Here is a 25,025-nt window from a genome sequence, read left to right on the forward strand (position 1 = left end):
GCCTCGGGAGATATCAGTTGGTTGCCTGAGCCGGTAAGGGGGTTTCTCCACTCTCTTTACTGGCCTCGTCGGGGCCCAGCAGGTGCGGGTATTCACTGGCAAGGGCCTGTCGTTTTTCCTCCCGTTGCTCCGGCGTCAGGTTCGGATCGGCCTGAATTTCCATTACTTCAAGGGTGTAGCGCGTGAGCTTTTCCTCACGACCGTAAAGCTGTTCCGCCAGTTCCGGGCCCAGGTGAGTGCGGCGCAGCCTGGCAACCTGTTCGTAGTCGTCCTTCAGTGAGGCAGGGTCTGCCCTGACAGCCAGCGTGTCGGAGATTTCCTTGAAGGCGTTGCTATACCGAAAGAATTTTTCGGCGATGTCGACCGCCTGTTCGCCTGCCGGCCCTTCCAGGCCCGCCGCGATCAGGGTCTTGAGCTGGGCCAGCTGTTCTTCGTTCATTTGCGGTCCGGCATCCAGAAAGGCCTGCTCCAGAATCGTCTGGGCGTTTTCATTGATCACTACCTGGCCGTCCTCACCGATTTCCACACGGCTCAGGGCAATCGCAATCTGCTCAAGCCCGAAGGGAATATCCAGCGAGGGAACATCCTCGGCTGGTTCGGTCTCGACTGTCTCGGGTGTCTGGTCGGCGGTCAGAAGGGACTCAGAAAACAGTGGCGCTTCACCGGACTCGGCGGCCGGCTCCGCTTCCTTCTGAACCTGGGCCTGCGCGGTCTCGTACTCATTGCTGGCCTGGGGGGCAGGCTCCGGCATCATGGCCCTGCCACCAATCCAGATGGCGGCGGCGACACCAGTGAGAGCCAGTGCGCCAATGCCCAGCAATGTGGTCCTGGAAGACCCCCTGGGCTCCGTCTTCGGTTGCCGCGACTTGCCAACCCGTGTGCTCATGGCATCAGCTCCTCAATGCCCTGTCGTTCACGGATATGGGAAATGGTGGTGCCGGCCCACTTCTTCATGGCACGCCGCAGGCTGGAGGCGCAGGAAAAACCGACAATTTCCGCCACTTCATCAACGCTCAGGGCCGACGCCCGCAACTGGTGAGTGGCGATTTCCATGCGCACGGAGTGCAGTAGCTTGCGGAAGGAGGTCTTTTCACTGGCGAGCCGCCGGGTCAGCGACCGGGGAGGCATCTGCATGCCCTGTGCCACATGTTCCAGATCGATATTTGGGTTGAAGTGGGCCCGTACATGCCAGCGCACACGGTCAGTGAAGCTGATATCCACTGGTGCCTGGTTCAGCTCCTGTTCACACTGCTGGATCAGTTTTCGGTATGCGCGGCGCCGGTAAGGCCGGAAATGCTTGATGACGTAGGCGTAATCGGCCGAGATGGCAGACTTTTCGGCGCCGAAGGCAACCGATTTGCAGGGCAGAGCCCCATACAGGTCCACGTGGGCCGGCTCGGCATAGTCCAGGGTAATGTGCACATCGGTGTCCCTGGTGTCCGGGTTGCCGCACAGGGTCCATAGCCTGGCAGTCATGGCGACCCTGAATTCCACCGTGAACAGGCGTATATCGTCATCGAAAACGTCGTCTGCGGCGTAGACCAATGGGTCCACGACCCGACGGTTGCAATCAATGTAGGTCGTAGGGCGGGATACCATCAGGGCGTAATAGGGCTGGGCTATGACCAGGTAACGGCGAAACGCCTCTCCAGCTTCCTTGAGACTTGGACTGGAGTGAATGATGTAGCCCAGGGTGCCCCAGAAGCTCCAGTCCATTTCCATACCCGTGATCAGGCCAAGCCCCGGTTTGCGGCAGTGGTGGATTCCGTTTCGGACCAGGGTCTGCTGTTGGAGGTAGCTGATCCGAATGTCCTGCATGTCAAACATCGCAGGGGAGATGCCGGTGCCTTTCAGCAGGTCCGTGAGGTTGGCGCCGTGGCGGGTAAAAACCTCGATAAATCCGAGCGGGTGCAGGTGAAGCGGGATCACCCTGGCGTTGAAGTCCATTTGGAGAGCCCCTTGGTTTGTCAACGGTATTGTTGTGGCGGCATTGTAACCGTTTTTATCAGTGTGCCCCTTTTCTCATCGGGGAAACAGGAACCCCTTAACAAAATGACTGGATGGCGCCGGGAATGGTGCCCCGTCTGGTTTCGCTGAGTTAATCATCAGGCAACGTTCCCGGCGGCAACCCCGGAGGCCCAGGCCCACTGGAAGTTGTGCCCGCCCAGATGGCCCGTTACGTCCACCACCTCGCCAATAAGATAGAGCCCGGGTTGGTCGCTGGCCTCCATGGTGCGAGAGGAGAGCTGGCGGGTGTCGACGCCACCAAGGGTGACCTCCGCCGTCCGGTATCCTTCGGTGCCGGCAGGCGTCAGTGTCCAGCCGGAGAGGGTGTCGGCAATGGCGTCAAGCTCGTGGTTGCGGTACTCCTGCAATGGTCGCGACCAGCCATATTGCAGGGCGAAAGCCTGGGCGAAGCGCTTGGGCAAAAACTGGGACAGGTATCGCTCCACCGTCTGGCCAGGCTGTTGTCGTCTCAGAGTACGAAGCCCCCCGTGAGGGTCATGAGCCGGCAACAGATTGATGGACAGGGAATCACCGGGGTGCCAGAAGCTTGAAATCTGAAGCATGGCAGGTCCACTCAGTCCACGGTGGGTAACCAGCATGGGTTCCCGGAACCGCTCGTTGTTGCAGCTCACCTCCACCGGGCAGCTGATACCGGCGAGGGGGGCCAGGTGAGCCTTGAGTTCTGCATGCAGGGTAAAAGGTACAAGACCGGCGCGGGTGGGCACGATCGGGAGACCGAACTGTCGAGCGAGCTCATAACCGAATCCACTTGCGCCCATGGTGGGTATCGACAGCCCGCCGGTTGCGATAACAAGGGCTTCGCATTCCACTGGCCCGGCACTGGTTTCGAGCCGATATCCGGCGGCTGTGGTGGTAACCCCCGTGACTCCCGTCTTCATTCTTATCTCGACTCCGGCCCAGTCGCATTCCGTAAGGAGCATGTCGAGAATTTCCCTGGCGCTGTGCCTGCAGAACAGTTGCCCTGCCGCTTTCTCCTCGTGCTCGATACCATGGCGCTCCACCAGTTCCAGGAAATCGTGTGGGGTGTAACGTTTCAGGGCGGAGATGCAAAAATGGGGATTCTCTGACAGGAAATTGGCCGGCGAACTGTTGAGGTTGGTGAAATTGCAGCGTCCGCCCCCGGACATCAGGATTTTCTTGCCCGGCTTGTTGGCGTGATCAAGCACCAGCACGCGGCGCCCCCGGTAGCCGGCGGTGGCGGCACACATCAAACCGGCGGCACCGGCCCCGATAATCACCACATCATGGGTCTGGGCCATGGATTATAAGCTCTCCGTAAACGGTCCTGGCGGATCAGGAGGAGCGCCAGTATAACGCCGGCAAAGATGGATGTCGTGGAACCGAGCCTTCCGATCCATTGTCAAAGGATGTGAAATATAGGTTTGGGGCAGTCTTCAGATTTACATTGACCCGGATTTTCCAGACACTCGTGTATGTTCTGTTTGTCATAATAACAACCGGGGCGTTCCGGCCCCCGATCACGTGCCGGTGTTACTGAAGCGCTATCAAGTGGAGATAACCATGAAAGTCGGCCTTATCGTAGACTCTGCCTGCGATCTTCCCCATGAGTTCATCAGGAAACATGGCATCTTTATCCTTCCCCTGACGGCGAAAATCGATAACAGGACCTTTGTCGACGACCACGATCCCGCCACCACCCAGGACTTTTACGACCAGGGCCTTCTGGACAAGGGCCATCAAGCGGAAACCGAGGCCTTTTCCGCCGAGCAGATCCGTGACCTTTTCCTGCAGAAAATCGTACCGAATTATGATGTGGCGATATGCGAGACGGTTGACCGGTCCCGCAGCAAGATCTACGAAAATGCCACGGAAGCCATGAATATGGTAATGGCCCAGGCCAACACCGTTCGTGCGCAGGCGGGTATCGAGGGTAACTTCACAATGCGTGTTATTGACAGCAAACAGCTGTTCGCAGGGCAGGGGCTGCTGGCGGCCTACACCCTCGGCCTGCTGGAGAAGGGGCTGTCCAAGAATGCCCTCCGGCACCAGGTGGAAACATTCTCGCAGAAGCTGTGGATCTGCGTGGTGCCACGGGACCTGCACTACATCCGCGAGCGGGCACGGCGCCGGGGGGACAAGAGTGTATCCGGTGTCGCGGCGTTCCTCGGCAAGGCCCTCAATATCACACCGGTAATCTGGGGAAGAGGCTCGGTTGGCAAACCCGCAGCCAAGACCCGCTCCATGGATGCCGCGGTGGAGAAAGTGATGGATTATGCAGTGCGCCGCATCCAGGCGGGGCTGCTGACGCCGACGGTGTCGCTTTCCTGCGGTATGAACTGGGACGAAATTGAGGCCCTGCCGGGGCTGGACCGGCTTAAGCAGGCCTGCGCCGATAACGGCGTCGAACTGCTGTTGTCCCGTATGGGCATCACCAGCAGCATCTATATTGGCCCGGGCAGTATCTGTCTGTCCCTCGCAGCGGAGGATCACGAGTTCGAGGACTGAATCCGGGGTTGTCAGAAGCTGTCAGTAAAAAGGGGAGCCGAAGCTCCCCTTTCCATTTGTGACAATCCGACCGGTATCAGCGCTCCAGGTACTTGAGCTTGTCCGGCTTGCCGTCCCACTCTTCCGCGTCCGGCAGGGGGTCTTTCTTTTCAGTGATGTTTGGCCACTTCCCCGCGAGCTCCGCGTTGAGCTCGACAAACGGTTCCTGGCCCGCGGGCAGCTCATCTTCGGAAAATATTGCCTCGGCCGGGCACTCCGGCTCACAGAGTGCACAGTCGATGCACTCGTCCGGGTCAATCACCAGAAAGTTCGGGCCCTCGTAGAAGCAGTCGACCGGACATACTTCCACGCAGTCCGTATATTTGCACTTGATGCAGTTGTCAGTAACCACAAAGGTCATAATCAGGTTCCTGGTCTGGTGGTCTGTCTCATCAGCGGGCGTTGTGAACGTTGTCGAACCTGTCCTCGCCCGTCTTCTGAACATTATAAATTGGCGTGCGATATTGTAGGGAGGCCCTGGCGCTGCCGCAAGCGCCGGGACGCTATAACGTTATGATCCAAGTAATTCCCGCAGCCGGTATAGCTGCTCCAGGGCCTGCCGGGGGCTCAGATCGTCGGGATCGATCCCTGACAGGGCGCGCTCCACCTGGCTGGGCTCGAGGCTGGCAAACATGTCTCCCTGCAGGGCCACAGTTGTTTGTGCTGTTTCCGGGGTTGCAGGCCGGCCACTGGACGTGCCCCCTGGCTCGTTTTCGCCCTCCAGTCGCCTGAGCTGCGACCGTGCCTGCCGGATCACTGACTGGGGTACGCCGGCCAGTTGGGCTACCTGGAGGCCATAACTCTGACTGGCAGGGCCATCGTGGACCGTGTGAAGAAAGACGATGCTGTCTTCGTGCTCGGTGGCGGTCAGGTGGACATTGACGGCATGATCCAGCTGCTCGGCCAGTTGGGTCAGCTCGAAATAGTGCGTGGCAAACAGGGTGTAGCAGCCGATATCCCTCGCCAGGTGTTCGGCCGTGGCCCAGGCCAGCGACAGGCCATCAAAGGTGCTGGTGCCCCGGCCCACCTCGTCCATCAGTACCAGGCTGTGGCCCGTGGCGTTGTGGAGGATGTTGGCGGTTTCGGTCATTTCCACCATGAAGGTGGAGCGCCCGCCGGCGATGTCGTCGGAGGACCCCATGCGGGTGAAAATCCGGTCGACCGGGCCCAGAATAGCCCGGTCCGCCGGTACAAAACTGCCACAGTAGGCCAGCAGCGCAATCAAGGCGGTCTGGCGCATGTAGGTTGACTTACCGCCCATGTTGGGTCCGGTGATGACCAGCATGCGGCGCTGCTCATCCATCAACAGGTTGTTGGGCACAAAGGGCTCGTCCAGCAGTTGCTCCACCACCGGGTGGCGTCCGGCCTCCATTACCAGCCCGGGTCCCTCCCTGAATTCCGGCGCCGTGAAGCGCAGACTGGTGGCCCGTTCCGCGAAGTTGGCGAGAACGTCCAGCTCCGCCAGTGCCTGGGCGCTGTCCTGTAACTCGGGCAACTGTCCGGCCAGGGTTTCCAGGAGATCGTCATACAGGCCCTTTTCCCGGGCGAGGGCGCGACTCTTGGCGCTCAGAGCCTTATCCTCGAACTCCTTCAGCTCAGGTGTGATGAAACGTTCGGCGTTCTTCAGGGTCTGCCGGCGAATGTAGTCCGCCGGTGCCTGGCCGGACTGGGCCCGGCTTATTTCGATGTAGTACCCATGCACCCGGTTGTAGCCAACTTTCAACGTGTTTATGCCGGTCCGTTCCCTCTCCCGGGTTTCAACATCCAGCAGATACTGGCCCGCGTTTTCACTGATGTTGCGCAGGTCGTCCAGCTCGTCGTCGAAACCCTCGCGAATGACACCGCCGTCACGGATAACCACGGGCGGGTTATCGTTAATCGCCCGCTCCAGCAGTTCGCTCAGCTGTGGGTACTCACTGATAAGAGTGGCCAGGCGCACCACGTGGTGGGAATTTACCGGCTCCAGGGCCTTCTGCAATGCCGGCAGGGTGCCAAGCGCATCCCTCAGGCGGGCGAGATCCCGGGGGCGGGCGGATCTCAAGGCGACCCGGGCCAGTATGCGCTCGATATCCCCTACCTGCTTGAGCAGGTCGTGAACCGGTTCGTAGTGAAAACCGTCCAGCAACGCGGATACCGCGTGCTGACGGTGATGGACTTCTGCCACATCCCGCAGGGGGCGATTCAGCCACCGGCGCAGCTGCCGGGCGCCCATGGCGGTGGCGGTACGGTCCATGACCCAGGCCAGGGTGTGCTGATGCCCACCCAGAAGGTTGGTGTCGATTTCCAGGTTGCGTCGGCTGGTGGCGTCAAGAACCACCGCATCCTCCCGGCGCTCCCGGGTGAGCTTGCGGATGTGGGGCAGGCCGGTGCGCTGGGTCTCACGGGCATACTGCAACAGGCAACCAGCGGCGCTGATGGCCAGGGTCAGGTCCTCGCAGCCGAAGCCGGTCAGATCCCGTACCTGCAGCTGTTGGGTGAGCAGGCGGTGGGCGGTGTCGGCCTCGAACAGCCAGGGGCCCTGGCGGCGGATACCGCTGAGGCCCTCAAGAACCTCCCCGTAGGGAAAATCCTCGCTGATCAGTACCTCCGCGGGCTTCAGTCGCTGGATCTCCTCCTGCAGGGCGTCCACACCGTCAAGCTCGCAGACCGCGAAGCGCCCACTGGAAATATCGAGGGTTGCGATGCCAAAGGCGTCGCGGCGGTTGAAGATGGCGGTCAGCAGGTTGTCACGACGGTCTTCCAGGAAGGCCTCGTCACTCAGGGTGCCGGGGGTGATGATGCGAACCACTTTGCGCTCCACCGGCCCCTTGGCCGTGGCCGGATCTCCGACCTGCTCACAGATGGCGATGGACTGACCGGCCCGGACGAGGCGGGCGATGTAGTTCTCAGCCGCATGGTAAGGAACGCCCGCCATGGGAATCGGGTGGCCGCCAGACTGGCCCCTGGCGGTCAGGGTGATGTCGATCAGCTCAGCGGTTTTGCGAGCGTCGTCGTAAAAGAGCTCATAGAAGTCCCCCATCCGGTAGAACAGAATCTCATTGGGGTGCTCTCCCTTGATTTTCAGGTACTGGCGAATCATGGGGGTGTGATTGGAGAGTTCGTTCTGTGCTGCCGACATGAAAGCGTCCGTTTACTGGAGTCTGCTGAATCCCGGTGTAGAATCGGCCAAAAGCCGGTTGCGTTCGGGCAACGGGATTGTAAGAGAATCAGGCGGCAGATGAAACGAGGAGGCCATGGATGCTCAGAGATGAAACCATACAACGGGTGGTCAGTGAGGTGGGTGACCTTCTGTCCCTGCGGGGCCAGACGATGGTGACGGCGGAAAGCTGCACCGGTGGCTGGATTGCCAAGGCGCTGACGGACCGGCCGGGCTCGTCTGGTTATATGCTTGGCGGACTCGTGACCTACAGCAATGGCATGAAACGTGATGTACTGCACGTTTCTGCCGAAAGTCTGGAACACAGCGGTGCGGTCAGTGAACCGGTTGTCCGCCAGATGGTGGAGGGCGCCGTCACTGTCTCGGGCGCGGACTTCGCCGTGGCGGTCAGCGGTGTTGCCGGCCCCGAAGGGGGGACCGACGAAAAACCGGTGGGGACGGTCTGGTTCGCCTGGGGCGCGCCGGACACAGGAGTTATCGCACAACGCTGCCATTTCGACGGTGATCGGGACGCGGTGCGTCGACAGAGCGTGGTATACGCCCTGCAGGGGCTGGCAGAGTATCTGCGGAAACTGTGACGTAACGGCTTCCGTTTTGGGGGTTGGTCTGGCCGGCCGCCTGTGTTCTAATACTGTTCAAGTATACAGTAGCCGGCGGCGGCACCCGCCAAACGACTTCGAGGGTTTGCACTGATGGAAGACAATCGCAAGAAAGCTTTGAACGCAGCACTGAGCCAGATCGAGCGTCAATTTGGCAAGGGTGCGGTGATGAAAATGGGCGACCAGCCTCGTGAGGCCATGCCAGCGGTATCCACTGGCTCACTGGGGCTGGATGTCGCGCTGGGTATAGGCGGTCTGCCCTATGGCCGGATTGTCGAAATCTACGGTCCGGAAAGTTCCGGTAAGACCACTCTGACCCTGCAGGTTGTGGCGGAAGCCCAGAAACAGGGTAAAACCTGTGCCTTCGTTGATGCGGAACACGCCCTTGACCCCGTGTATGCGGAAAAGCTGGGCGTAAACGTGGACGACCTGCTGGTTTCCCAGCCGGACACCGGCGAGCAGGCTCTGGAAATCGCCGACATGCTGGTGCGCTCGAATGCCGTGGACGTCATCATTGTGGACTCTGTTGCCGCACTGACCCCCAAGGCTGAAATCGAGGGCGAGATGGGCGACAGCCACGTGGGCCTGCAGGCTCGCCTGATGTCCCAGGCGCTGCGGAAGCTGACGGGTAACGTCAAGCACGCCAGCTGTCTGCTGGTATTCATCAACCAGATCCGTATGAAGATCGGCGTCATGTTCGGTTCACCCGAAACCACCACCGGTGGTAACGCGCTCAAGTTTTACTCCTCCGTGCGCCTGGATATCCGTCGTATCGGCTCGGTCAAAGAGGGCGATGAGGTCGTGGGCAACGAAACCCGCGTAAAGGTCGTCAAGAACAAGGTTTCTCCGCCGTTCCGGCAGGCCGAGTTCCAGATCCTGTACGGTAAGGGGATCTACCACATGGCCGAAGTGTTGGACATGGGCGTGAAGGAAGGCTTTGTGGACAAGTCCGGTGCGTGGTATGCCTATAAGGGTGACAAGATCGGACAGGGCAAATCCAATGCGGCCAAGTTCCTGGAAGAGAATCCGGACATCGCCAACGAAATTGAAACCGCCATCCGTGAGAAGCTTATGCCCAAGCCGGTAGCCAAGGAAAAGGCCGTTGCCGACACCGAGGAAACCAATGGGGAACTGCTCTGACGTCGGGAGTTCTGATTTAGCCTGGTGACGGGGGTGAGAATCATGGAGGACTCGAAAAAACTGCTCATAGTGACTCACGCTCCCTCTCCGAATACCCGCAGGCTGAGGGACGCCGTCGTGGAGGGTGCCAGTCACCCGGACATCGACAATGTCGAGGTTCGGGTACGGGCGCCCCTGGATGCCGGTCCGGAGGATGTGCTCTGGAGTGATGCCATCATTCTGGGAACCACCGAGAATCTTGGCTACATGAGTGGTGCACTCAAGGATTTCTTTGATCGCAGCTATTATCCATGTCTTGAGAAGACCCAGGGCCTGCCCTTTTCCTATTACATCCGTGCCGGTCATGATGGCACCGGGACCCGTCGGGCCATTGAAAGCATTACCACAGGTCTGCGATGGCGCCTGGTTCAGGAGCCAGTGCTGTGCCGGGGAGAGTTTAGGGACGAGTTCACCAGCCAGTGCCACGAGCTGGGTATGACCTTGTCCGCCAGCCTCGATGCGGGGATGTTATAGCCTTGCCTTCAGTCCAGCTGGCTCTCTGGTGTCAGGCGCTGGTACTTATGTGACGTCCCCGCCGGTCTTCCAGACTGGTGGCTTCCCGGGTTTTCGGATGCAGCAGCAAAGGCCGCCGGCGACTGTTTCTACGGCGGCGGTCCGGCCCCTCGAATGGCTCCTGGCGACGACGACGGTCCGGCTGGAAACGACGGTCCTCCGCCGGTTGCGTTGTTGCCGGACGGGAGTCGTCCACTTTCGCCACCAGCCTTGGCGGGGTTTTCGCCGGCCGGTCAGTGGCGGAAAGCGGGTGAGTCAGTGTTTTCAGTATGTCCACGGTCAGTCCTCCCTGATACAGGTCCAGTCGCTGTCTGCCTGTTCTCTGGCTTTCGGAAGCTCTCTCCCTTTATTATCGGCATCGTCTGGTTATTCTTTAATCAATAAAGGTGCGTCCTCCCTCATTTTCAGAGATTGTTGACCGGAAAGGCGACAGCGGAATCGGCACCGCCTACAATGGCAGGCTTTTATGCTTCATCCACACTCATCAGGTAACAACAGGAATTCACATTGAAGGCATTGCCCCTGAATCAGCTTTACAAGGCTTGCGTTCTCAAGGATCTCCCCTTCAAAACCACCCGTCAGCTCGATCCACTGGCGGAAATCGTTGGCCAGAACCGTGCCCAGGAAGCCGTTCGCTTTGCGCTTTCCATGCCCCATGGCGGTTACAACGTTTATGCAGTGGGTCGTAATGGTCTGGGCAAGCGCAGCATGATGCTGCGTTATCTGGAACACCATACCGATGAAGAGCACCGGATTCACGACTGGTGCTATGTGGCCAATTTCGATGAGCCGCGGGTTCCGCGGATGATCCAACTGCCGGCCGGCGAGGGCGCCAACCTCAAACACGACATGGAAAAGCTCATGTCCCGCCTGGTCAAGATGATCCCCCAGACCTTTGACAGCGATGCCTTCCTCGAGCGGGCCGAACAACTCAAGAACGAGTACACCAAGAAGCAGGAAGATGAGCTGGAAAAAGTCGCCAATCAGGCCCGGCGGAAAAAGGTCAGTCTCACCCTGACCACGCCGGGCGGATACCGGCTGGTGGCCATGAAGGGCGACGAACCCCACACGGTGGAGACATTTGCCGAGCTGACGGAAGAAGAGCGTGACAGGTTCGAGGATGCCATCAACAAGCTGGAGAAAAAGCTGCGCCAGTCAGTCCGCAAGATAGCGGACTGGGAGCAGGAGTACGCCGAGAAGCAGCAGGCCCTCAACCAGGAAACCCTGGAAGCGATTTCCGGGCGCCAGATTGACGAGCTGGTCAAGCGTTATGAGAAGGAACCCGATGTGGTCGCCTATCTGGAAAGCATGCGCACGGATCTTGCCGAAAATCTGGATATCTTCCTGGACGACGACGAGGACCAGGTGGCGATCGCCTATGCCTCCCTCGACAAGAAAATGCCCCGTCGCTACCTGGTGAATCTCCTGGTGCACCAGAAGGATGGTGAGGTGCCCGTGGTGGTGGAGGATAATCCCACGTACCACAACCTGTTTGGTTATGTTGAGAACGTCACCTTCAAGGGAACGGTGTTTACCGATTACTCGCTGATCCGCCCCGGCAGTCTTCACAGGGCCAATGGCGGTTATCTGCTGATGGACGCCATCAAGGTCCTGGAGCAGCCATTCGTCTGGGATGGGCTGAAAAGGGCGCTGCGCAGCCGGACCATTTCCATCAATTCACTTGAGCGGGAGCTTACACTGTCGGGGACCATCTCCCTGGAGCCTGAGGCGATCCCGCTCAACGTGAAGATCGTTCTGTTCGGCGACCGGGAGACATGGATGCTGTTGCAGGAATACGATCCGGAGTTTGCCGAGCTGTTCCGGGTGACCGCCGATTTTGAAAATGAGATGCGGCGGAGTTCCGAGAGTCAGGTACTCTACGCCAAATTCATTGCCAGCCTGGTCCACGAGAAAGGATTGCTGCACTGCGATCGCAAAGCCGTGGCACGGGTCATCGAATACAGCGCCCGCACCGCCGAACACCAGGCTCGCCTGTCGCTGCATGCGGCTGACATTGCCAACCTGCTGCGGGAGTCCGACTACTGGGCCCGTCAGGCAAAGGCCCGACTGATTCACGCCGAGCATGTCGAGAAAGCCCTGACCAGTGCCCGCTATCGCAGCAGCCGCATCCGCGACCAGTTCTTTGACGCGATCCGCGACGGCGCCACCCTGGTTACCACTGAAGGCAAGCGGGTAGGGCAGGTGAACGCATTATCCGTGCTTTCCACCGGTGGATTCGAGTTCGGCCTGTCCAATCGCGTTACCGCGACCTGTTACTACGGTGACGGCGACGTGCTGGATATCGAGCGCGATGTGAAGCTTGGCGGTAACATTCACTCCAAGGGGGTGATGATTCTCAGTGCCTGGCTTTCTTCCCGGTTCGCCTCAAAGGATCCCATGCATCTTTCCGCCAGTCTGACGTTCGAGCAGAATTATGGCGAAGTGGACGGTGACAGCGCTTCCGTCGCCGAGCTGTGTGCTCTGGTGTCAGCCCTCTCGGAGATTCCGGTACGCCAGGATCTGGCGATTACCGGCTCCATGAATCAGTTCGGGGAGGTTCAGCCCATAGGCGGGGCCAACGAGAAGATCGAGGGTTTTTACGAAACCTGCAGGATCAAGGGGCTGAACGGGAGCCAGGGTGCCATCGTGCCGAAGACCAACGTCCAGAACCTGATGCTGGACAGCGAGGTACTGGATGCGGTGCGCGACGGCCAGTTCCATATTTACGCCGTCAGTACCGTGGAAGAGGCAATCGAGTTGCTCCTCGGCAAGCCCGCCGGGCGAGCCGACCGGAAGGGAAATTACTCCCGGGGAACCGTATTCGCGGCAATTGCAAAGCGCCTTGCTGAACTGCGGGAACGGGAGCGGCAGGAGCACGAAAGCCACGACGGAGCTGCAAAGGACTCCACGATCCATTAACCTCTTGATCATCAAGGATAACAAACAGGAGCGATCGTATCATGAGCGACATCCAGCAAACCGTCTACGTGGTGGAGGACGACGAGGCAGTTCGCGATTCACTTGAACTGCTGCTCAAGTCAGATGGGAAATCGGTGAAAACCTATCCGAGCGCCACCGATTTTCTGCGTGACTATTCCGAGGATATGGCCGGCTGTATCGTGCTGGATATCCGTATGCCAGGCATGGACGGCATGGAACTTCAGAAGAAACTCAATGCCCGCCATTCGTTGCTGCCGATCATTTTCGTCACCGGTCATGGCGATGTTCCGCTGGCGGTGGATGCCATGAAGGAGGGCGCCGTCGACTTTATCCAGAAGCCTTACCGGGAAGAAGCCCTGCTGGAGAAAATCGAGGCCGCCCTGGAACAGGACCGGGAGCAGCGCAAGACCCTCAGTGAACGGCAGGAGATCGTCCGGCGCATCAAGACCCTGACGCCCCGGGAAACCGAGATCATGGAGCGGATGATTGCCGGTCAGGCCAACAAGGTCATTGCCATCGAGCTCGATATCAGTCAGCGTACCGTGGAAATTCACCGCTCCCGGGTCATGCACAAGATGGGCACCCACTCACTTGCACACCTGGTCCGCATGGTACTGTCCGTAAAGGACCTTATCGACGACCGGTGATTTACGGCCCATCATGCCCGTAACGTTTTAACCGGCAAGCTATTATGACTGATCAGGCCAGCACCGAGCCCACGGTGCTACTTGTTGATGACAATGCCCAGAATCTCAAGGTGCTCTACGAGACCCTCAAAGACCGCGGTTATCGCCTGCTGATTGCCAATGATGGCGAAAAGGCCCTGACCCTGGCGCGCCGTCATCAGCCTGAAGTCATCCTGCTGGATATCATGATGCCAGACCTGGATGGCTACCAGGTGTGCGAGCGTCTGAAGGAGAACCCGGTTACTGCCGATTCTGCGGTGGTCTTCCTTTCCGCCCTCGACGATGTGGATGCCAAGTTGCGTGGCTTCTCCCTGGGTGGCGCTGACTACATCTCCAAGCCGTTCCAGGCCCAGGAAGTGATCGCGAGGGTACGCACCCATGCCCGCGTGATCCGGCTGGAGCGCGCCCTGCAGGAGCGAAACCGGGAACTGGAGAGTGATCAGACCCGTATTCTCAATGCCATCAGCGAGGGCATCTATGGGCTTGATGCCGAGGGCAATATCGCCTTCGCCAACCCGGCGGCCGGCCTGATCAGCGGATGCTCCGTGGATGAGCTGATCGGGAAGAACTTCTTCGAGCTGCATCTTTTGCAGCCGCGCCCCTGCTCCGGCAACCTCTTGCATCCCTCGACAGAGGGCGGTGAGACTGACCCTGAAGGTCTTCCGGTCCAGGCTACCTGTAGTCAGGGCATAGCGGAACACCAACGGGGTGTCACCATGCACCGGGCGGACCGCTCCACGTTTCCGGCGGAGTATCGGGCAACCCCGAAAAAAGAGGGCGACCGCCTGACCGGTGCCGTGGTGGTTTTCCGTGATATATCGTCGGAACTGGAAAACGAGCAGGCGCTGGAGGATGCCCGCAATCTGGTCCAGGAACAGCGTGACCAGCTCGCCCATGCCTCACGCATGGCGACCATGGGAGAGATGGCGGCGGGCTTTGCCCACGAAGTGAATCAGCCTCTCACTGCCATTACCAACTACGCCCGCGTACTGTTGCGTATGTTGAAAGCCGACGAACCGGATACCGAGCTCTTGGCCAGGACCCTGGAAAAGATCGAAGCCCAGTCCCACCGCGCCAGCGAAGTTGTGCGGCGGATACGGGGCTTCGTTCGCAAGCCGGCCGTTGGCAAGGAGGTACTGTCGGTATCCGCTCTGCTGGAGGAGACCCGGCAGTTTGCGGAAGTGGATGCCCGGCATAACGACGGTGGCGTGGAGATCCACGTGGCCGATGATATTCCTGAGGTTGTCGCCGATCCTGTTCAGGTCCAGCAGGTGGCCCTGAACCTGATCCGCAACGCTCTAGAATCCACCCGAAGCGCCGGGTCCAGGGCATCTGTAGAGGTCCATGCCCGGATGTCGGGTGAGGGCACAGTCCGAATCGAAGTGCGGGATCATGGCGAGGGCCTGCCGGAAGATGCCGAACAGAAACTGTTCCTGCCATTCTTTACCACCAAGAACGAGGGCATGGGCATCGGTCTTACCCTATGCCGGTCGTTGATCCAGGCACAGGGAGGAGAGATCGGATTCGAGCGTCCCGAGGGCGATGGCGCAATCTTTTTCTTCACGTTGCCGGTGGCAGCCGCCAACCCCTCATGATATTGGAAAGATTTGGCGAAAAGCGTTGACATGGCGAGCGCCATCTTTATAATGCGCCCTCGTTGTCACAGAGCAGGTTTGACGTCCTGCTCAAGAGAATCGGAATACCGGTTCAGATTGAGGCAACACCGCACGGAGCGGTAGTTCAGTTGGTTAGAATACCGGCCTGTCACGCCGGGGGTCGCGGGTTCGAGTCCCGTCCGCTCCGCCATTTATCCCCTCCCTTTTTCCTCTCTGCCCATTCCCGATTTTTTTCCCTCGCTCATTTTGCCCTTTACGCTCTGTTTTTTCTGGCCTGTCGTATAGCCAATCACAAAACCTCACAGTTTTGCGCTCCCGTCGCCGGCACTGACTGGCTAATATAGGGGTACATCTGCACACTGCAGGTGCAGGTATCGGATTGTGGCCGCACTTTCGGACATGATGACGACTGGCAAATCGGGTTCACTCAACCGGGAGGCGTTCAATGGCATTGGCTGATCCATCCTATGACGGATATTCCGCCGTATTCCTGATGGATGGGGTCGATGTGTCGCGTCAGATGCGGGCCACGGAATTCGATGCGTTCCTGGATGGGTACGTGGGTCTGTCGGACCTGGCGGACACCGAAGTCCGTGGCGTCTTTGTTCAGACCGGGCCAGACCTGCTGATTCGTGCCCTGGTGTTTTTCCGGATCTATTTCGACGACGAGGGCCGGGCCGACAGTCACTGGAATATTCCGGTGGAAGCTCTGGCCCAACGAGGCTCCGCCGGCCCCGATCTGGGCGCAGGCCCCATCCGTCTGGTCTGCCGCAGCCGCTGCCCCGACAAGAAGTTCGCCGACGAACTGTGGGACCCGGATATGACGCCGGGTTCGAACCATTTCCAGTCCATCCGCAAGGCCGTCGAGGCCAATCACCTCAAGTTCAAACGCAAGGCAGCGGCATCGGACGAGTACATACCCGTGCTGCGTACCGCCATCGGCAAGAGCGATGCGGCCATTGCCTCCCAGGAGGCGGTGGCTCAGCGCAACCGGCTCGCTCATATTATCCGTGAGCAGCGGTTACGCATAAAAACCCTCCAAAGCGCGCACCAGGACTCCCTCGCCGCCGTGCAGCGCGAGAACCGTCTTGAGCATCGCGCCCGGCAGGAGGAAGTGGACGAAATGGAGCGCCGCCTGGAACGGGCGAGACTGGAATCGGAAAAGCTCAGGAAACGCCTGGAACGTCGCGACCTGCAGGTAAGCGAACTCAGGCAACAACTGGAAGAAGCCATGGCCCTGGCTGCCGCGCCGCGGGGAATGGAAGAGGCCGCTCAGGCGGAAGTGGTACTGTTGCGCGAGCAACTGGACCGAAAGCAGCGGGAACTGGACGGTCAGCTGGAGGTGAGCCGCGAACTGGAGCAGGCCCTGGACGACGCCCGAGGCCAGTTGCCGGATGAGAACTCCCTGATTCGCCAGTTGCAGGACCAGAAGGTGTTTCTGGTGGGCTACCATGCCGGAGTCGGCCATATCACCCTGCCCTTCAATGATTTCAGGCGTTATGTCGATAATCCCGCCGGCTACGCCGCAGAGAAATGTGGCATTTCCGAGCCTGCGTACCGCCGGTGGCTGGAGCACTACGAGGAGCCCGTCTGCCGGGCTCCCGGGGAAAAAGCCGGCGAGATCTGTGGCCAGCCGGTAATGCGTATCAGCCAGCCGGCGGACTTTGAGCCCGGTGTCCACGACCGTTGCGACAGGCACTCGCCGGCGGCCTGATGGCTGCCGGGGGACAATCTTTTTCAGAATTGGTCTGTAATTCGTTAAGATGGTGGTCAGCTACTGCCGGGCGTGCAGGGGAGGTCGTCGACATCCCGGGCTCGGCGGGAGGCTTCGCAAGCATACCGCGCCACTGACAGACTGAGAGACTTAATGGATCAATTCAGGAATATCGGGGTCATCGGCCGCATGGGTAGCGTCAAGGTCGTGGAAACGCTGCGGCTTCTGAAAACCTACCTGCTGAACGAGAATTACCAGGTCATTCTTGAACAGGATACCGCCGGCATGCTGCCCGGCCACGGGCTACAGGTGGCGAGCAAGAAGCTTCTCGGCGAAATCTGTGACCTGGTCATTGTGGTGGGTGGCGATGGCAGTCTGCTGGGGGCCGCCCGGGAACTGGCAAAGTCCAAGATTCCGCTGCTCGGAGTGAACCGCGGCCGACTGGGTTTCCTCACGGATATATCCCCGGCTGATCTCGAGGAGCGCCTCGCCCGCGTCCTGCAGGGGGAATACATCGAGGAAAACCGGTTTCTTCTGGATGGCAACCTGGAGCGCGATGGCCAGCCCCTGGGCTTTGGCAGTGCCCTTAACGACGTTGTCCTGCACCCGGGCAAGTCCACCCGCATGATTGGCTTTGACCTCTATATCGACGGTCATTTCGTCTACAGCCAGCGTTCGGACGGTCTCATTGTATCCACGCCCACCGGTTCCACCGCCTACTCCCTCTCCGCCGGTGGCCCGATCATGCACCCCAAGCTGGACGCCGTTGTGCTGGTGCCCATGTTCCCCCATACCCTCAGCAGCCGGCCGATCGTGGTGGATGGCAAGAGTGAGATCAAGCTGGTGATCGGCGATACCAATGAGACCTATCCCCAGGTCAGTTTCGACGGTCAGATGGACATCGCCTGCGCTCCGGGTGACATCATCCGGATTACCAAAAAGCCCTTTAAAATCCGCCTGATTCATCCCAAGGATCACAATTTTTACGCCACCTGCCGGGACAAGCTTGGTTGGGCCAGCGAAATAGCAGCGAGTTAATCATGGCAAGTGAACGGAGCGCCTCCAGGGGCTATGACATCATCGGCGACATCCATGGCTGTGCCCATACCCTGGAACACCTGCTGCGCCAGATGGGATACATCAAACGCCACGGTGTTTACCAGCATCCGCGGCGTCAGGCCGTTTTCATTGGCGATATCATTGATCGCGGGCCGCGCATCCGCGAGGCCCTGCATCTGGTGCGCGACATGGTGGAGCATGGTTCCGCCCGCATCGTTATGGGCAATCATGAGTACAACGCCCTGGGTTACTGCACCCGGGCGCGGCCCGGCAGCGGCCAGGAGTTCCTGCGGGAGCACAATGCACGCCATAACCGGCTGATCCAGGAAACCCTGGAACAGTTCGACCACTATCCCCATGAGTGGAATGAATTCCTGGAGTGGTTCTATACGATGCCTCTGTTCATCGAGGAAGAACACTTCCGGGCCGTCCACGCCTGCTGGGATGAGAAGCTGATTCGCCAGTTCCTGGAAAGCCAGGGCAGTGCCTGCATCGATGAGGACTTCCTCCATGCATCCGCGGCTCTGGAGTCGTTTGCCGGCCAGGTCATGGACACCCTGTTAAGGGGGACTGACCTGCCTCTGCCGGACAACATGAGCATCAAGAGCAAGGACGGCTATACCCGCAAGTTCTTCCGCACCAAGTTCTGGGCTGACAATCCCCGCACTTACGGCGACGTGGTGTTCCAGCCCGACCCCCTGCCGGAGGAAGTGGCCCGTCAGGAGCTGTCCGAGAAAGAGCGCCGGGAGATTCTCCGCTATCCACCCGATGAGCGCCCTGTTTTCGTGGGGCATTACTGGATGGAGGGGGAACCCGCGCCGCTGAAACCCAATGTCGCATGCCTGGATTACAGTGCCGTGAAATACGGCAAGCTGGTCGCCTACCGGTTGGATGACGAACGGGAACTGAGCCGCGACAAATTCGTCTATGTCAATGTGGAGCGTCCCGAGATGGGCAGCACGCCACCCACCGAAGACAGCGTCGCGAGGTAACCCGTTTGTATCGCATCAAGGAACTGGACGCCGGAGAGGATATTTCCGGATTTAGCACCTGGCTAGGCCACCAGGGGGTAAAGCACCGGATTACCAGGGAAGGCGACGCCCAGGTCCTCTGGCTGGCCAGTGCTGAACAGTCCGCTGCGGTGCTGGCGGCGCTGGAGCAGTACATGAGTGAGGAGGATGTTCGCGCAAGGGTTGACCGGGCGGGTCGCATGCCGGTCAGGGGTGGGCGGTGGCAGCCCAGCCCACGTCACGCCCCGGTGGTCTGTGCCATCATCGCGGTTGCGGCCGTGCTGGCCTGGGCAACGGGTCTTGGCAGGGGGGAACTGGCGGCCTGGCTGATGTACGTTGATCCGAGGGGGTTCGACTGGCAGACCCTGGCGGCGAGACTTTCAGCCCTGTCGGACACGATGGCCTCCGGCCAGTTCTGGCGACTGATAACCCCTGACTTCCTGCATTTCAGCCTGATGCACATCCTGTTCAATGCCGTGATGCTCTGGTTCCTGGGCAGTCAGGTGGAATACATCGACGGTCGCGGTCGTTTCCTGGCGCTTTTTCTGGTTTCCAGCCTGATTTCGAATACCTTGCAATTCCTGGCCTCGGGCCCATTGTTCGGAGGGTTGTCCGGGGTCGTTTATGGGGTTCTGGGTTACTGCTGGCTTAGCCAGCAGAGGGTGCCGCGGTTCCAGTTCCCGCCAGCGCTGATGACCTTCGCGGTGGTCTGGATGATCATTGGCTTCACACCTCTGCCCGTCATGCTGGGTATCGGCCGTATGGCCAACGAGGCGCACCTGGGGGGGCTTCTGGGTGGCCTTCTGATGGCGGTCATCATGACACCGCCCCGGTCGCGGCAAGTGTCCTGAGCGCCGGAAAAGGAAAAAAAAGCCCCACCAAAGGGCGGGGCATAAATGAGCTCGGAAGCTCCTGATGAGAGAGACCAAATGAAACGACCGTGTCATTTGGTGAGTTAATGATAATCATTTTCGTTTAAGGGTGTCAAACCCTTTTCGGGAGTTTTTTATGACTTACGAAGAATTAATTCAGCGCCTCGACCCGACGGTCTACCGCAGTCTGCGCCGTGCCATTGAGCTGGGTAAGTGGCCGGATGGACGCCGGATCTCCGATGAGCAGCGCCAGATCTGCCTGGAGGCGGTGATTCACTACGAAAATGCCCACAACATTCCGGAGCAGGAGCGGGTAGGTTATATCGAGCGCCATTCCTGCGGGTCCGAGGAGTCGGGCAAGGACGACGGTCCCGATACCATTCGAATTGTCAGTTGAGGCAGATTTGAGCGAACCAATCGAGATCACGGGCCGCCTCGCCAAAATGCCGGTGGAACCCGAGTCACCTGTGGGCTATACCCTGACGGTGGGTGATCACCGCCTGGTGCTGAACGAGCAGCTGGGGAAAACCATTGAAATCGAGTTCAGCGGAGAAATCCGGTGTATTCATTGTGACCGGAAAACCAACAAGAGCTTCAGTCAGGGCTACTGCTATCCCTGTTTCAAGCGTCTGGCCGCCTGTGACAGTTGTATCATGAGTCCGGAAAAGTGCCATTATCACCTGGGCACCTGCCGCGAACCGGAATGGGGAGAGACCCATTGCATGACGGGGCATGTGGTGTATCTGGCCAATTCCTCGGGCCTCAAGGTGGGCATTACCCGGGCCAGCCAGGTTCCCACACGGTGGATCGACCAGGGTGCAGTGGCCGCGGTCCCCATGCTCAGGGTCGCTACCCGCTACCTGGCGGGGCTGGTGGAGGTGGCCTGCAAGCAGCACGTGGCGGATCGCACCAACTGGCGAACCATGCTCAGGGGGGAGGCGCCGGAGCTCGACCTGCTTGCCGAGCGTGACCGACTGCTGGAAAGAATCGCGCCGGAACTGGAACAGCTGGCGGCTGAGCACGGCCGCGACACCATTGAGGTTGCCGGTGATCCGGTATGGAGTCTCGACTACCCGGTGGACATCTGGCCGGTGAAGATCAAGACCCACAACCTGGACAAGCAACCACTTGCCAGTGGAGTGTTACAGGGCGTCAAGGGTCAGTACCTGATACTGGATACCGGCGTCATCAATATTCGCAAGTACACGGGCTACAAGGTCTCTGTACGGGTTATGTCGGAGTAACAGCATGCGCACAAGCCAACCCAGAACCATTTACCTGAGCGAGTACCGGGTGCCGGATTACCTGGTGGATCATGTCGACTTGCGGTTCGAGTTATTCGAGGAAGGCGCCAGGGTACACAGCAAACTGGCCGTGCGCCGCAATCCGGAGGCCACGGGCGGGCCGGTGCCGCTGGAACTGAACGGCGACTCCCTCACCCTGGAGTCGGTGCACCTGGATGGCCGTCAACTCACCACCGATGAATACCAGGACAAGGGCGAATTGCTGATCGTGCCCGCAGTGCCTGACACCTTCGAGTTGCAGGTGGTGACCTGGATCGAGCCACAGAACAACACCCGTCTCGAGGGACTGTACAAATCCTCCGGCATGTTCTGCACCCAGTGTGAGGCGGAAGGTTTCCGTTGCATTACCTTCTTCCCGGATCGGCCCGATGTCATGGCCCGTTATCGGACCCGCATTGAGGCTGACAGGTCCATGTACCCGGTATTGTTGTCCAATGGCAACGACGTCGACAGGGGCGTCCTGGAGGGTGGCCGCCACTTCGTTACCTGGGAAGACCCTTTCCCCAAGCCCTCCTATTTGTTCGCCCTGGTGGCGGGCGATCTGGTTGAGCAGAAAGACGCCTTTACCACGGTGTCCGGACGGAATATCGACCTGCGCATCTACGTGGAGCCCCGAAACGCCGACAAGACCGATCACGCCATGGACTCCCTCAAGCGGGCCATGAGATGGGATGAGGAGGTCTATGGGCGGGAATACGATCTGGATATCTTCATGATCGTGGCGGTTGACGACTTCAACATGGGTGCCATGGAAAACAAGGGCCTGAACATCTTCAACTCCTCCTGTGTGCTGGCCCGTCCGGAATCGGAAACGGATGCAGCCTTCCAGCGCATCGAGTCCATCGTCGCCCACGAGTATTTCCACAACTGGTCCGGCAACCGGGTCACCTGCCGCGACTGGTTCCAGCTCAGCCTCAAGGAAGGTTTCACCGTGTTCCGGGACTCCCAGTTCTCGGCCGACATGGGCTCGGAAACCGTTAACCGGATCGAGAACGTCGCCATGCTGCGGACCGCGCAGTTCGCCGAGGACGCCGGTCCCATGGCCCATCCGGTGCGGCCTGCTTCCTACATGGAGATTTCCAACTTCTACACCCTCACCATTTACGAAAAGGGCGCGGAAGTGGTGGGGATGATCCATACCCTGTTGGGCCCCGACCTGTTCCGCAAGGGCAGTGACCTCTACTTTGAACGTCACGATGGCCAGGCGGTGACAACCGATGACTTCGTGAAGGCCATGGAGGATGCCAGCGGACGCGACTTGGGCCAGTTCAGGCTATGGTACGAGCAGGCGGGGACGCCGGTGCTGACGGTAGAGGACGATTACGATGAGGCCGGTGAGGTCTACCGGCTGACGATCCGCCAGAGCATTCCGGCTACTCCCGGCCAGAGCAACAAGAAGCCCCAGCATATCCCGTTCGCTCTGGGGCTGCTGGATGGCGAGGGCAATGACCTGCCAATCCGGCTGGCGCCATCGGAGGCGGATGCGCCCGCTACACGGGTGCTGGAACTGACGGAAGAGAGCCATACCTTCGAGTTCCCCGATATCCCTGAGCGGCCTGTGCCGTCTCTGCTGCGGCATTTCTCTGCACCGGTACGGGTGAACTATCCCTGGACGCGCGACCAGCTCAGGTTCCTTATGAGTCACGACAGCGACGGTTTCAACCGCTGGGACGCCGGGCAACGCCTCGCGGTGGATGTTATCCGGGAACTGTCGGGTCACGCCGAGACGAAGGTTGATCCGCGGCTGATCGACGCCAGTCGTGTCCTGCTCACCGACGAGTCGGCGGACCAGGCCCTGGTGGCGAAGATGCTGCAACTCCCCGGCGAAGCCTATCTGATCGAGCTCACGGATCAGGCCGATGTGCAGACCATCCATCACGCCCGTGAGCGGGTGTTGAAAAGCCTGGCCACCGCGCTGAGGGATGAACTGATGGCCTGTTACAGGCGTCAGCAGACGGCTTCCCACTACCAGATCACGCCGGAGGACGTTGCCAGCCGCAGTCTCCGTAACATGACGCTGGCCTGGTTGCTGCATATCGGCGATGAAGAGGCGCTGGAGCTGGCGCTTGAGCAGTTCCGTAACGCCAGTAACATGACCGATCAATCCGGCGCCCTGAGAGCGCTGGCGAATTCCCCGTTCGAGGCGGAGCGCCGGCAGGCACTGGACGACTTCTACCAGCAATGGCAGGTGGATCCTCAGGTGGTGGAGCAATGGTTCGCCATCCAGGCATCCAGTCCGGTCTCGGGTGATCTGGAAGCCGTTCGCCGGCTGCTGGAGCACCCCGCGTTCGACTGGAAAAACCCCAACAAGATCCGCAGTGTGGTGGGGGCCTTCGCCGGTCAGAACCTGCCCCATTTCCATAGCCAGGATGGCTCGGGTTACCAGTTCCTCGCCGAGACCATTCGTCGCCTGGACGACAGTAATCCTCAGATTGCGGCTCGTCTGACGGCGCCTCTGACCCGCTGGCGCAAGTTCGCCCATGTATACAGTGAGGGCATGCATAAGGCGCTGGAGTCCGTCCGGGACAAGGAGAATCTGTCCCGGGATGTTTACGAGATTGTCCACAAGAGTCTGGCGGAATAGGTGCCGGCTGCCTCCTGAGGGTGGGCCGGGGTAACCACTACCATCAATAAAGACCGCCGGGTCAGGCATTTAGTCATGTCGGCCCGGCTTTATTTTGAGTGCAATGTGGGCTATTTTCTAAAAAGCTGACTTTGTGACTGTTTGTAACGTCCAGCTGACAAAAACACGAATCGAGAAGGAATCGTCTATGGCAATCCGTACAGCACTGCGACTCAAAGCCTCTACCCTGGCACTTGCCGCGTCGGTGGGCCTGGCTGCAGGCTCCATGTCGGTGACCGCGCAGGAACAGCGTTTCGTCACCATCGGCACCGGTGGTGTTACCGGCGTCTACTACCCGGCAGGCGGCGCCATCTGCCGGCTGGTGAACATGGACCGCAAAGAGCACGGCATCCGCTGCTCGGTGGAAAGCACGGGCGGTTCCGTCTATAACCTGAACGCCATCCGCCAGGATGAGCTCGATCTGGCCGTGGCCCAGTCCGACTGGCAGTACCATGCCTATAACGGCACCAGTGAATTCAAGGAACAGGGTCCCCACAAGGATCTGCGGGCTGTCTTTTCCCTGCATCCTGAGCCGTTCACCGTGGTTGCCAGTAAAGGTTCCGGCATCAAGACCTTCGAGGACCTTGAGGGCAAACGGGTGTCCGTGGGCAACCCCGGTTCCGGCCAGCGCGCCACCGCCGAGGTGCTGATGGAGGAAATGGGCTGGACCATGGACAAGTTTTCCCTGGCCGCCGAGCTGAAAGCCGCCGAGCAATCCCAGGCACTCTGCGATGGCAATATTGATGCGTTTTTCTATACCGTGGGCCACCCTTCCGGCGCCATCAAGGAGGCCACCACCTCTTGTGACAGCACCATCGTCTCTGTGGACAACGAGGCCACCCGCACCCTGGTGGACGATAATCCCTACTACCGTGTAGCCACGATTCCCGGCGGCATGTACCGGGGTAACGATGACGACGTCAAGACCTTCGGTGTTGCCGCCACCTTCGTGACCTCTGCAGAAGTGCCGGACGAAGTGGTCTACGAGGTGGTCCAGGCCGTGTTCGAAAACTTTGACAGCTTCAAGCGGCTGCACCCCGCATTCGGTAACCTGAACAAAGAAGAGATGGTTTCCGATGCCCTGAGTGCGCCTCTGCATGAAGGTGCGAAAAAGTACTACCGCGAGGTTGGTCTGATCGACTGACCTGGTTTCTGGTAAAACACGACGCCGGAGGCATCGCTGCCTCCGGCGGTCTTTTTTTTTCGACACCGCTGTCCAA

At 59.7% G+C, this 25,025-nt stretch carries 21 protein-coding genes and 1 tRNA gene; 16 read left to right on the plus strand and 6 right to left on the minus strand.

Annotated elements, in window-relative coordinates; all coding sequences use genetic code 11:
• Positions 1-13: 13 nt before the first annotated feature.
• The 3 genes from BM346_RS14260 to BM346_RS14270 form a co-directional block, all read right to left on the minus strand.
• Positions 14-886, minus strand: coding sequence for a lipase secretion chaperone (locus BM346_RS14260; RefSeq protein ID WP_092014518.1), 873 nt, complete (start codon positions 884-886; stop codon positions 14-16).
• The gene (locus BM346_RS14265) at positions 883-1,947 is read right to left on the minus strand and encodes a helix-turn-helix domain-containing protein (RefSeq protein WP_092014521.1); all 1,065 of its coding nucleotides are present in this window, start codon (positions 1,945-1,947) and stop codon (positions 883-885) included. Before BM346_RS14265 ends, BM346_RS14260 begins: the two co-directional genes overlap by 4 nt.
• A gap of 158 nt (positions 1,948-2,105) precedes the next feature.
• Positions 2,106-3,287 (minus strand): BaiN/RdsA family NAD(P)/FAD-dependent oxidoreductase, encoded by a 1,182-nt coding sequence (locus BM346_RS14270; RefSeq protein WP_092014524.1) that lies wholly within the window; start codon positions 3,285-3,287, stop codon positions 2,106-2,108.
• Positions 3,288-3,549: 262 nt separating this feature from the next.
• On the opposite strand from BM346_RS14270, the gene BM346_RS14275 reads away from it, so the two are divergent.
• Positions 3,550-4,494 carry a DegV family protein gene (locus tag BM346_RS14275; RefSeq protein WP_092014526.1) on the plus strand — a complete coding sequence of 315 codons (945 nt, stop codon included), beginning with the start codon at positions 3,550-3,552 and terminating at the stop codon, positions 4,492-4,494.
• A gap of 76 nt (positions 4,495-4,570) precedes the next feature.
• On the opposite strand, the gene fdxA is transcribed toward BM346_RS14275, so the two are convergent.
• Both fdxA and mutS read right to left on the minus strand, forming a co-directional pair.
• Complete coding sequence (fdxA, locus tag BM346_RS14280; RefSeq protein ID WP_092014529.1) at positions 4,571-4,894, minus strand: ferredoxin FdxA; 324 nt, start codon at positions 4,892-4,894, stop codon at positions 4,571-4,573.
• Positions 4,895-5,044: 150 nt separating this feature from the next.
• Positions 5,045-7,651, minus strand: a complete 2,607-nt coding sequence (gene mutS, locus BM346_RS14285; protein ID WP_092014532.1) for a DNA mismatch repair protein MutS — start codon at positions 7,649-7,651, stop codon at positions 5,045-5,047.
• Positions 7,652-7,770: 119 nt separating this feature from the next.
• On the opposite strand from mutS, the gene BM346_RS14290 reads away from it, so the two are divergent.
• The 3 genes from BM346_RS14290 (at position 7,771) to BM346_RS14300 (ending at position 9,942) form a co-directional block, all read left to right on the plus strand.
• Entirely contained in the window at positions 7,771-8,268 is a 498-nt protein-coding gene (locus BM346_RS14290; protein ID WP_092014535.1) for a CinA family protein, read from the plus strand.
• 114 nt (positions 8,269-8,382) lie between these two features.
• Positions 8,383-9,429, plus strand: coding sequence for a recombinase RecA (gene recA / locus BM346_RS14295; protein WP_092014538.1), 1,047 nt, complete (start codon positions 8,383-8,385; stop codon positions 9,427-9,429).
• Between the two features lie 42 nt (positions 9,430-9,471).
• On the plus strand, positions 9,472-9,942 hold the full coding sequence (locus BM346_RS14300) for a flavodoxin family protein (protein WP_092014541.1): 471 nt from the start codon (positions 9,472-9,474) through the stop codon (positions 9,940-9,942).
• Positions 9,943-9,973: 31 nt separating this feature from the next.
• Here the strand turns inward: BM346_RS14300 and BM346_RS14305 are convergent, their stop codons facing one another.
• Complete coding sequence (locus BM346_RS14305; RefSeq protein ID WP_092014544.1) at positions 9,974-10,258, minus strand: hypothetical protein; 285 nt, start codon at positions 10,256-10,258, stop codon at positions 9,974-9,976.
• Positions 10,259-10,488: 230 nt separating this feature from the next.
• On the opposite strand from BM346_RS14305, the gene BM346_RS14310 reads away from it, so the two are divergent.
• The 12 genes from BM346_RS14310 (at position 10,489) to BM346_RS14365 (ending at position 24,949) form a co-directional block, all read left to right on the plus strand.
• Complete coding sequence (locus BM346_RS14310) at positions 10,489-12,900, plus strand: Lon protease family protein (protein WP_092014548.1); 2,412 nt, start codon at positions 10,489-10,491, stop codon at positions 12,898-12,900.
• Positions 12,901-12,941: 41 nt separating this feature from the next.
• On the plus strand, positions 12,942-13,568 hold the full coding sequence (fixJ, locus tag BM346_RS14315) for a response regulator FixJ (protein ID WP_092014551.1): 627 nt from the start codon (positions 12,942-12,944) through the stop codon (positions 13,566-13,568).
• A 44-nt stretch (positions 13,569-13,612) separates the two neighbouring features.
• Entirely contained in the window at positions 13,613-15,202 is a 1,590-nt protein-coding gene (locus tag BM346_RS14320) for an ATP-binding response regulator (protein ID WP_092014554.1), read from the plus strand.
• A gap of 134 nt (positions 15,203-15,336) precedes the next feature.
• Positions 15,337-15,413: transfer RNA gene (locus BM346_RS14325), tRNA-Asp, on the plus strand.
• 255 nt (positions 15,414-15,668) lie between these two features.
• The gene (locus BM346_RS14330; RefSeq protein WP_092014557.1) at positions 15,669-16,937 is read left to right on the plus strand and encodes a DNA repair protein; all 1,269 of its coding nucleotides are present in this window, start codon (positions 15,669-15,671) and stop codon (positions 16,935-16,937) included.
• Between the two features lie 153 nt (positions 16,938-17,090).
• A complete protein-coding gene (locus BM346_RS14335) occupies positions 17,091-17,975 on the plus strand; it encodes an NAD(+) kinase (RefSeq protein ID WP_092014559.1) in 885 nt (294 codons plus the stop codon).
• A 2-nt stretch (positions 17,976-17,977) separates the two neighbouring features.
• Positions 17,978-18,988 (plus strand): metallophosphoesterase, encoded by a 1,011-nt coding sequence (locus tag BM346_RS14340; RefSeq protein WP_174805179.1) that lies wholly within the window; start codon positions 17,978-17,980, stop codon positions 18,986-18,988.
• Positions 18,989-18,993: 5 nt separating this feature from the next.
• On the plus strand, positions 18,994-19,857 hold the full coding sequence (locus BM346_RS14345; RefSeq protein WP_092014562.1) for a rhomboid family intramembrane serine protease: 864 nt from the start codon (positions 18,994-18,996) through the stop codon (positions 19,855-19,857).
• 157 nt (positions 19,858-20,014) lie between these two features.
• Positions 20,015-20,275: a YeaC family protein gene (locus tag BM346_RS14350; protein ID WP_092014565.1), complete on the plus strand. Its 261-nt coding sequence runs from the start codon at positions 20,015-20,017 to the stop codon at positions 20,273-20,275.
• A gap of 46 nt (positions 20,276-20,321) precedes the next feature.
• Positions 20,322-21,122 (plus strand): DUF2797 domain-containing protein, encoded by an 801-nt coding sequence (locus tag BM346_RS14355; RefSeq protein ID WP_227663020.1) that lies wholly within the window; start codon positions 20,322-20,324, stop codon positions 21,120-21,122.
• Between the two features lie 4 nt (positions 21,123-21,126).
• Positions 21,127-23,766, plus strand: coding sequence for an aminopeptidase N (gene pepN / locus BM346_RS14360; protein ID WP_092014568.1), 2,640 nt, complete (start codon positions 21,127-21,129; stop codon positions 23,764-23,766).
• 187 nt (positions 23,767-23,953) lie between these two features.
• Positions 23,954-24,949: a TAXI family TRAP transporter solute-binding subunit gene (locus BM346_RS14365; protein ID WP_092014571.1), complete on the plus strand. Its 996-nt coding sequence runs from the start codon at positions 23,954-23,956 to the stop codon at positions 24,947-24,949.
• The last annotated feature ends 76 nt before the right edge of the window (positions 24,950-25,025 follow it).

Origin of the sequence: Marinobacter daqiaonensis (assembly GCF_900115285.1) — a bacterium.
Classification (GTDB): domain Bacteria; phylum Pseudomonadota; class Gammaproteobacteria; order Pseudomonadales; family Oleiphilaceae; genus Marinobacter; species Marinobacter daqiaonensis.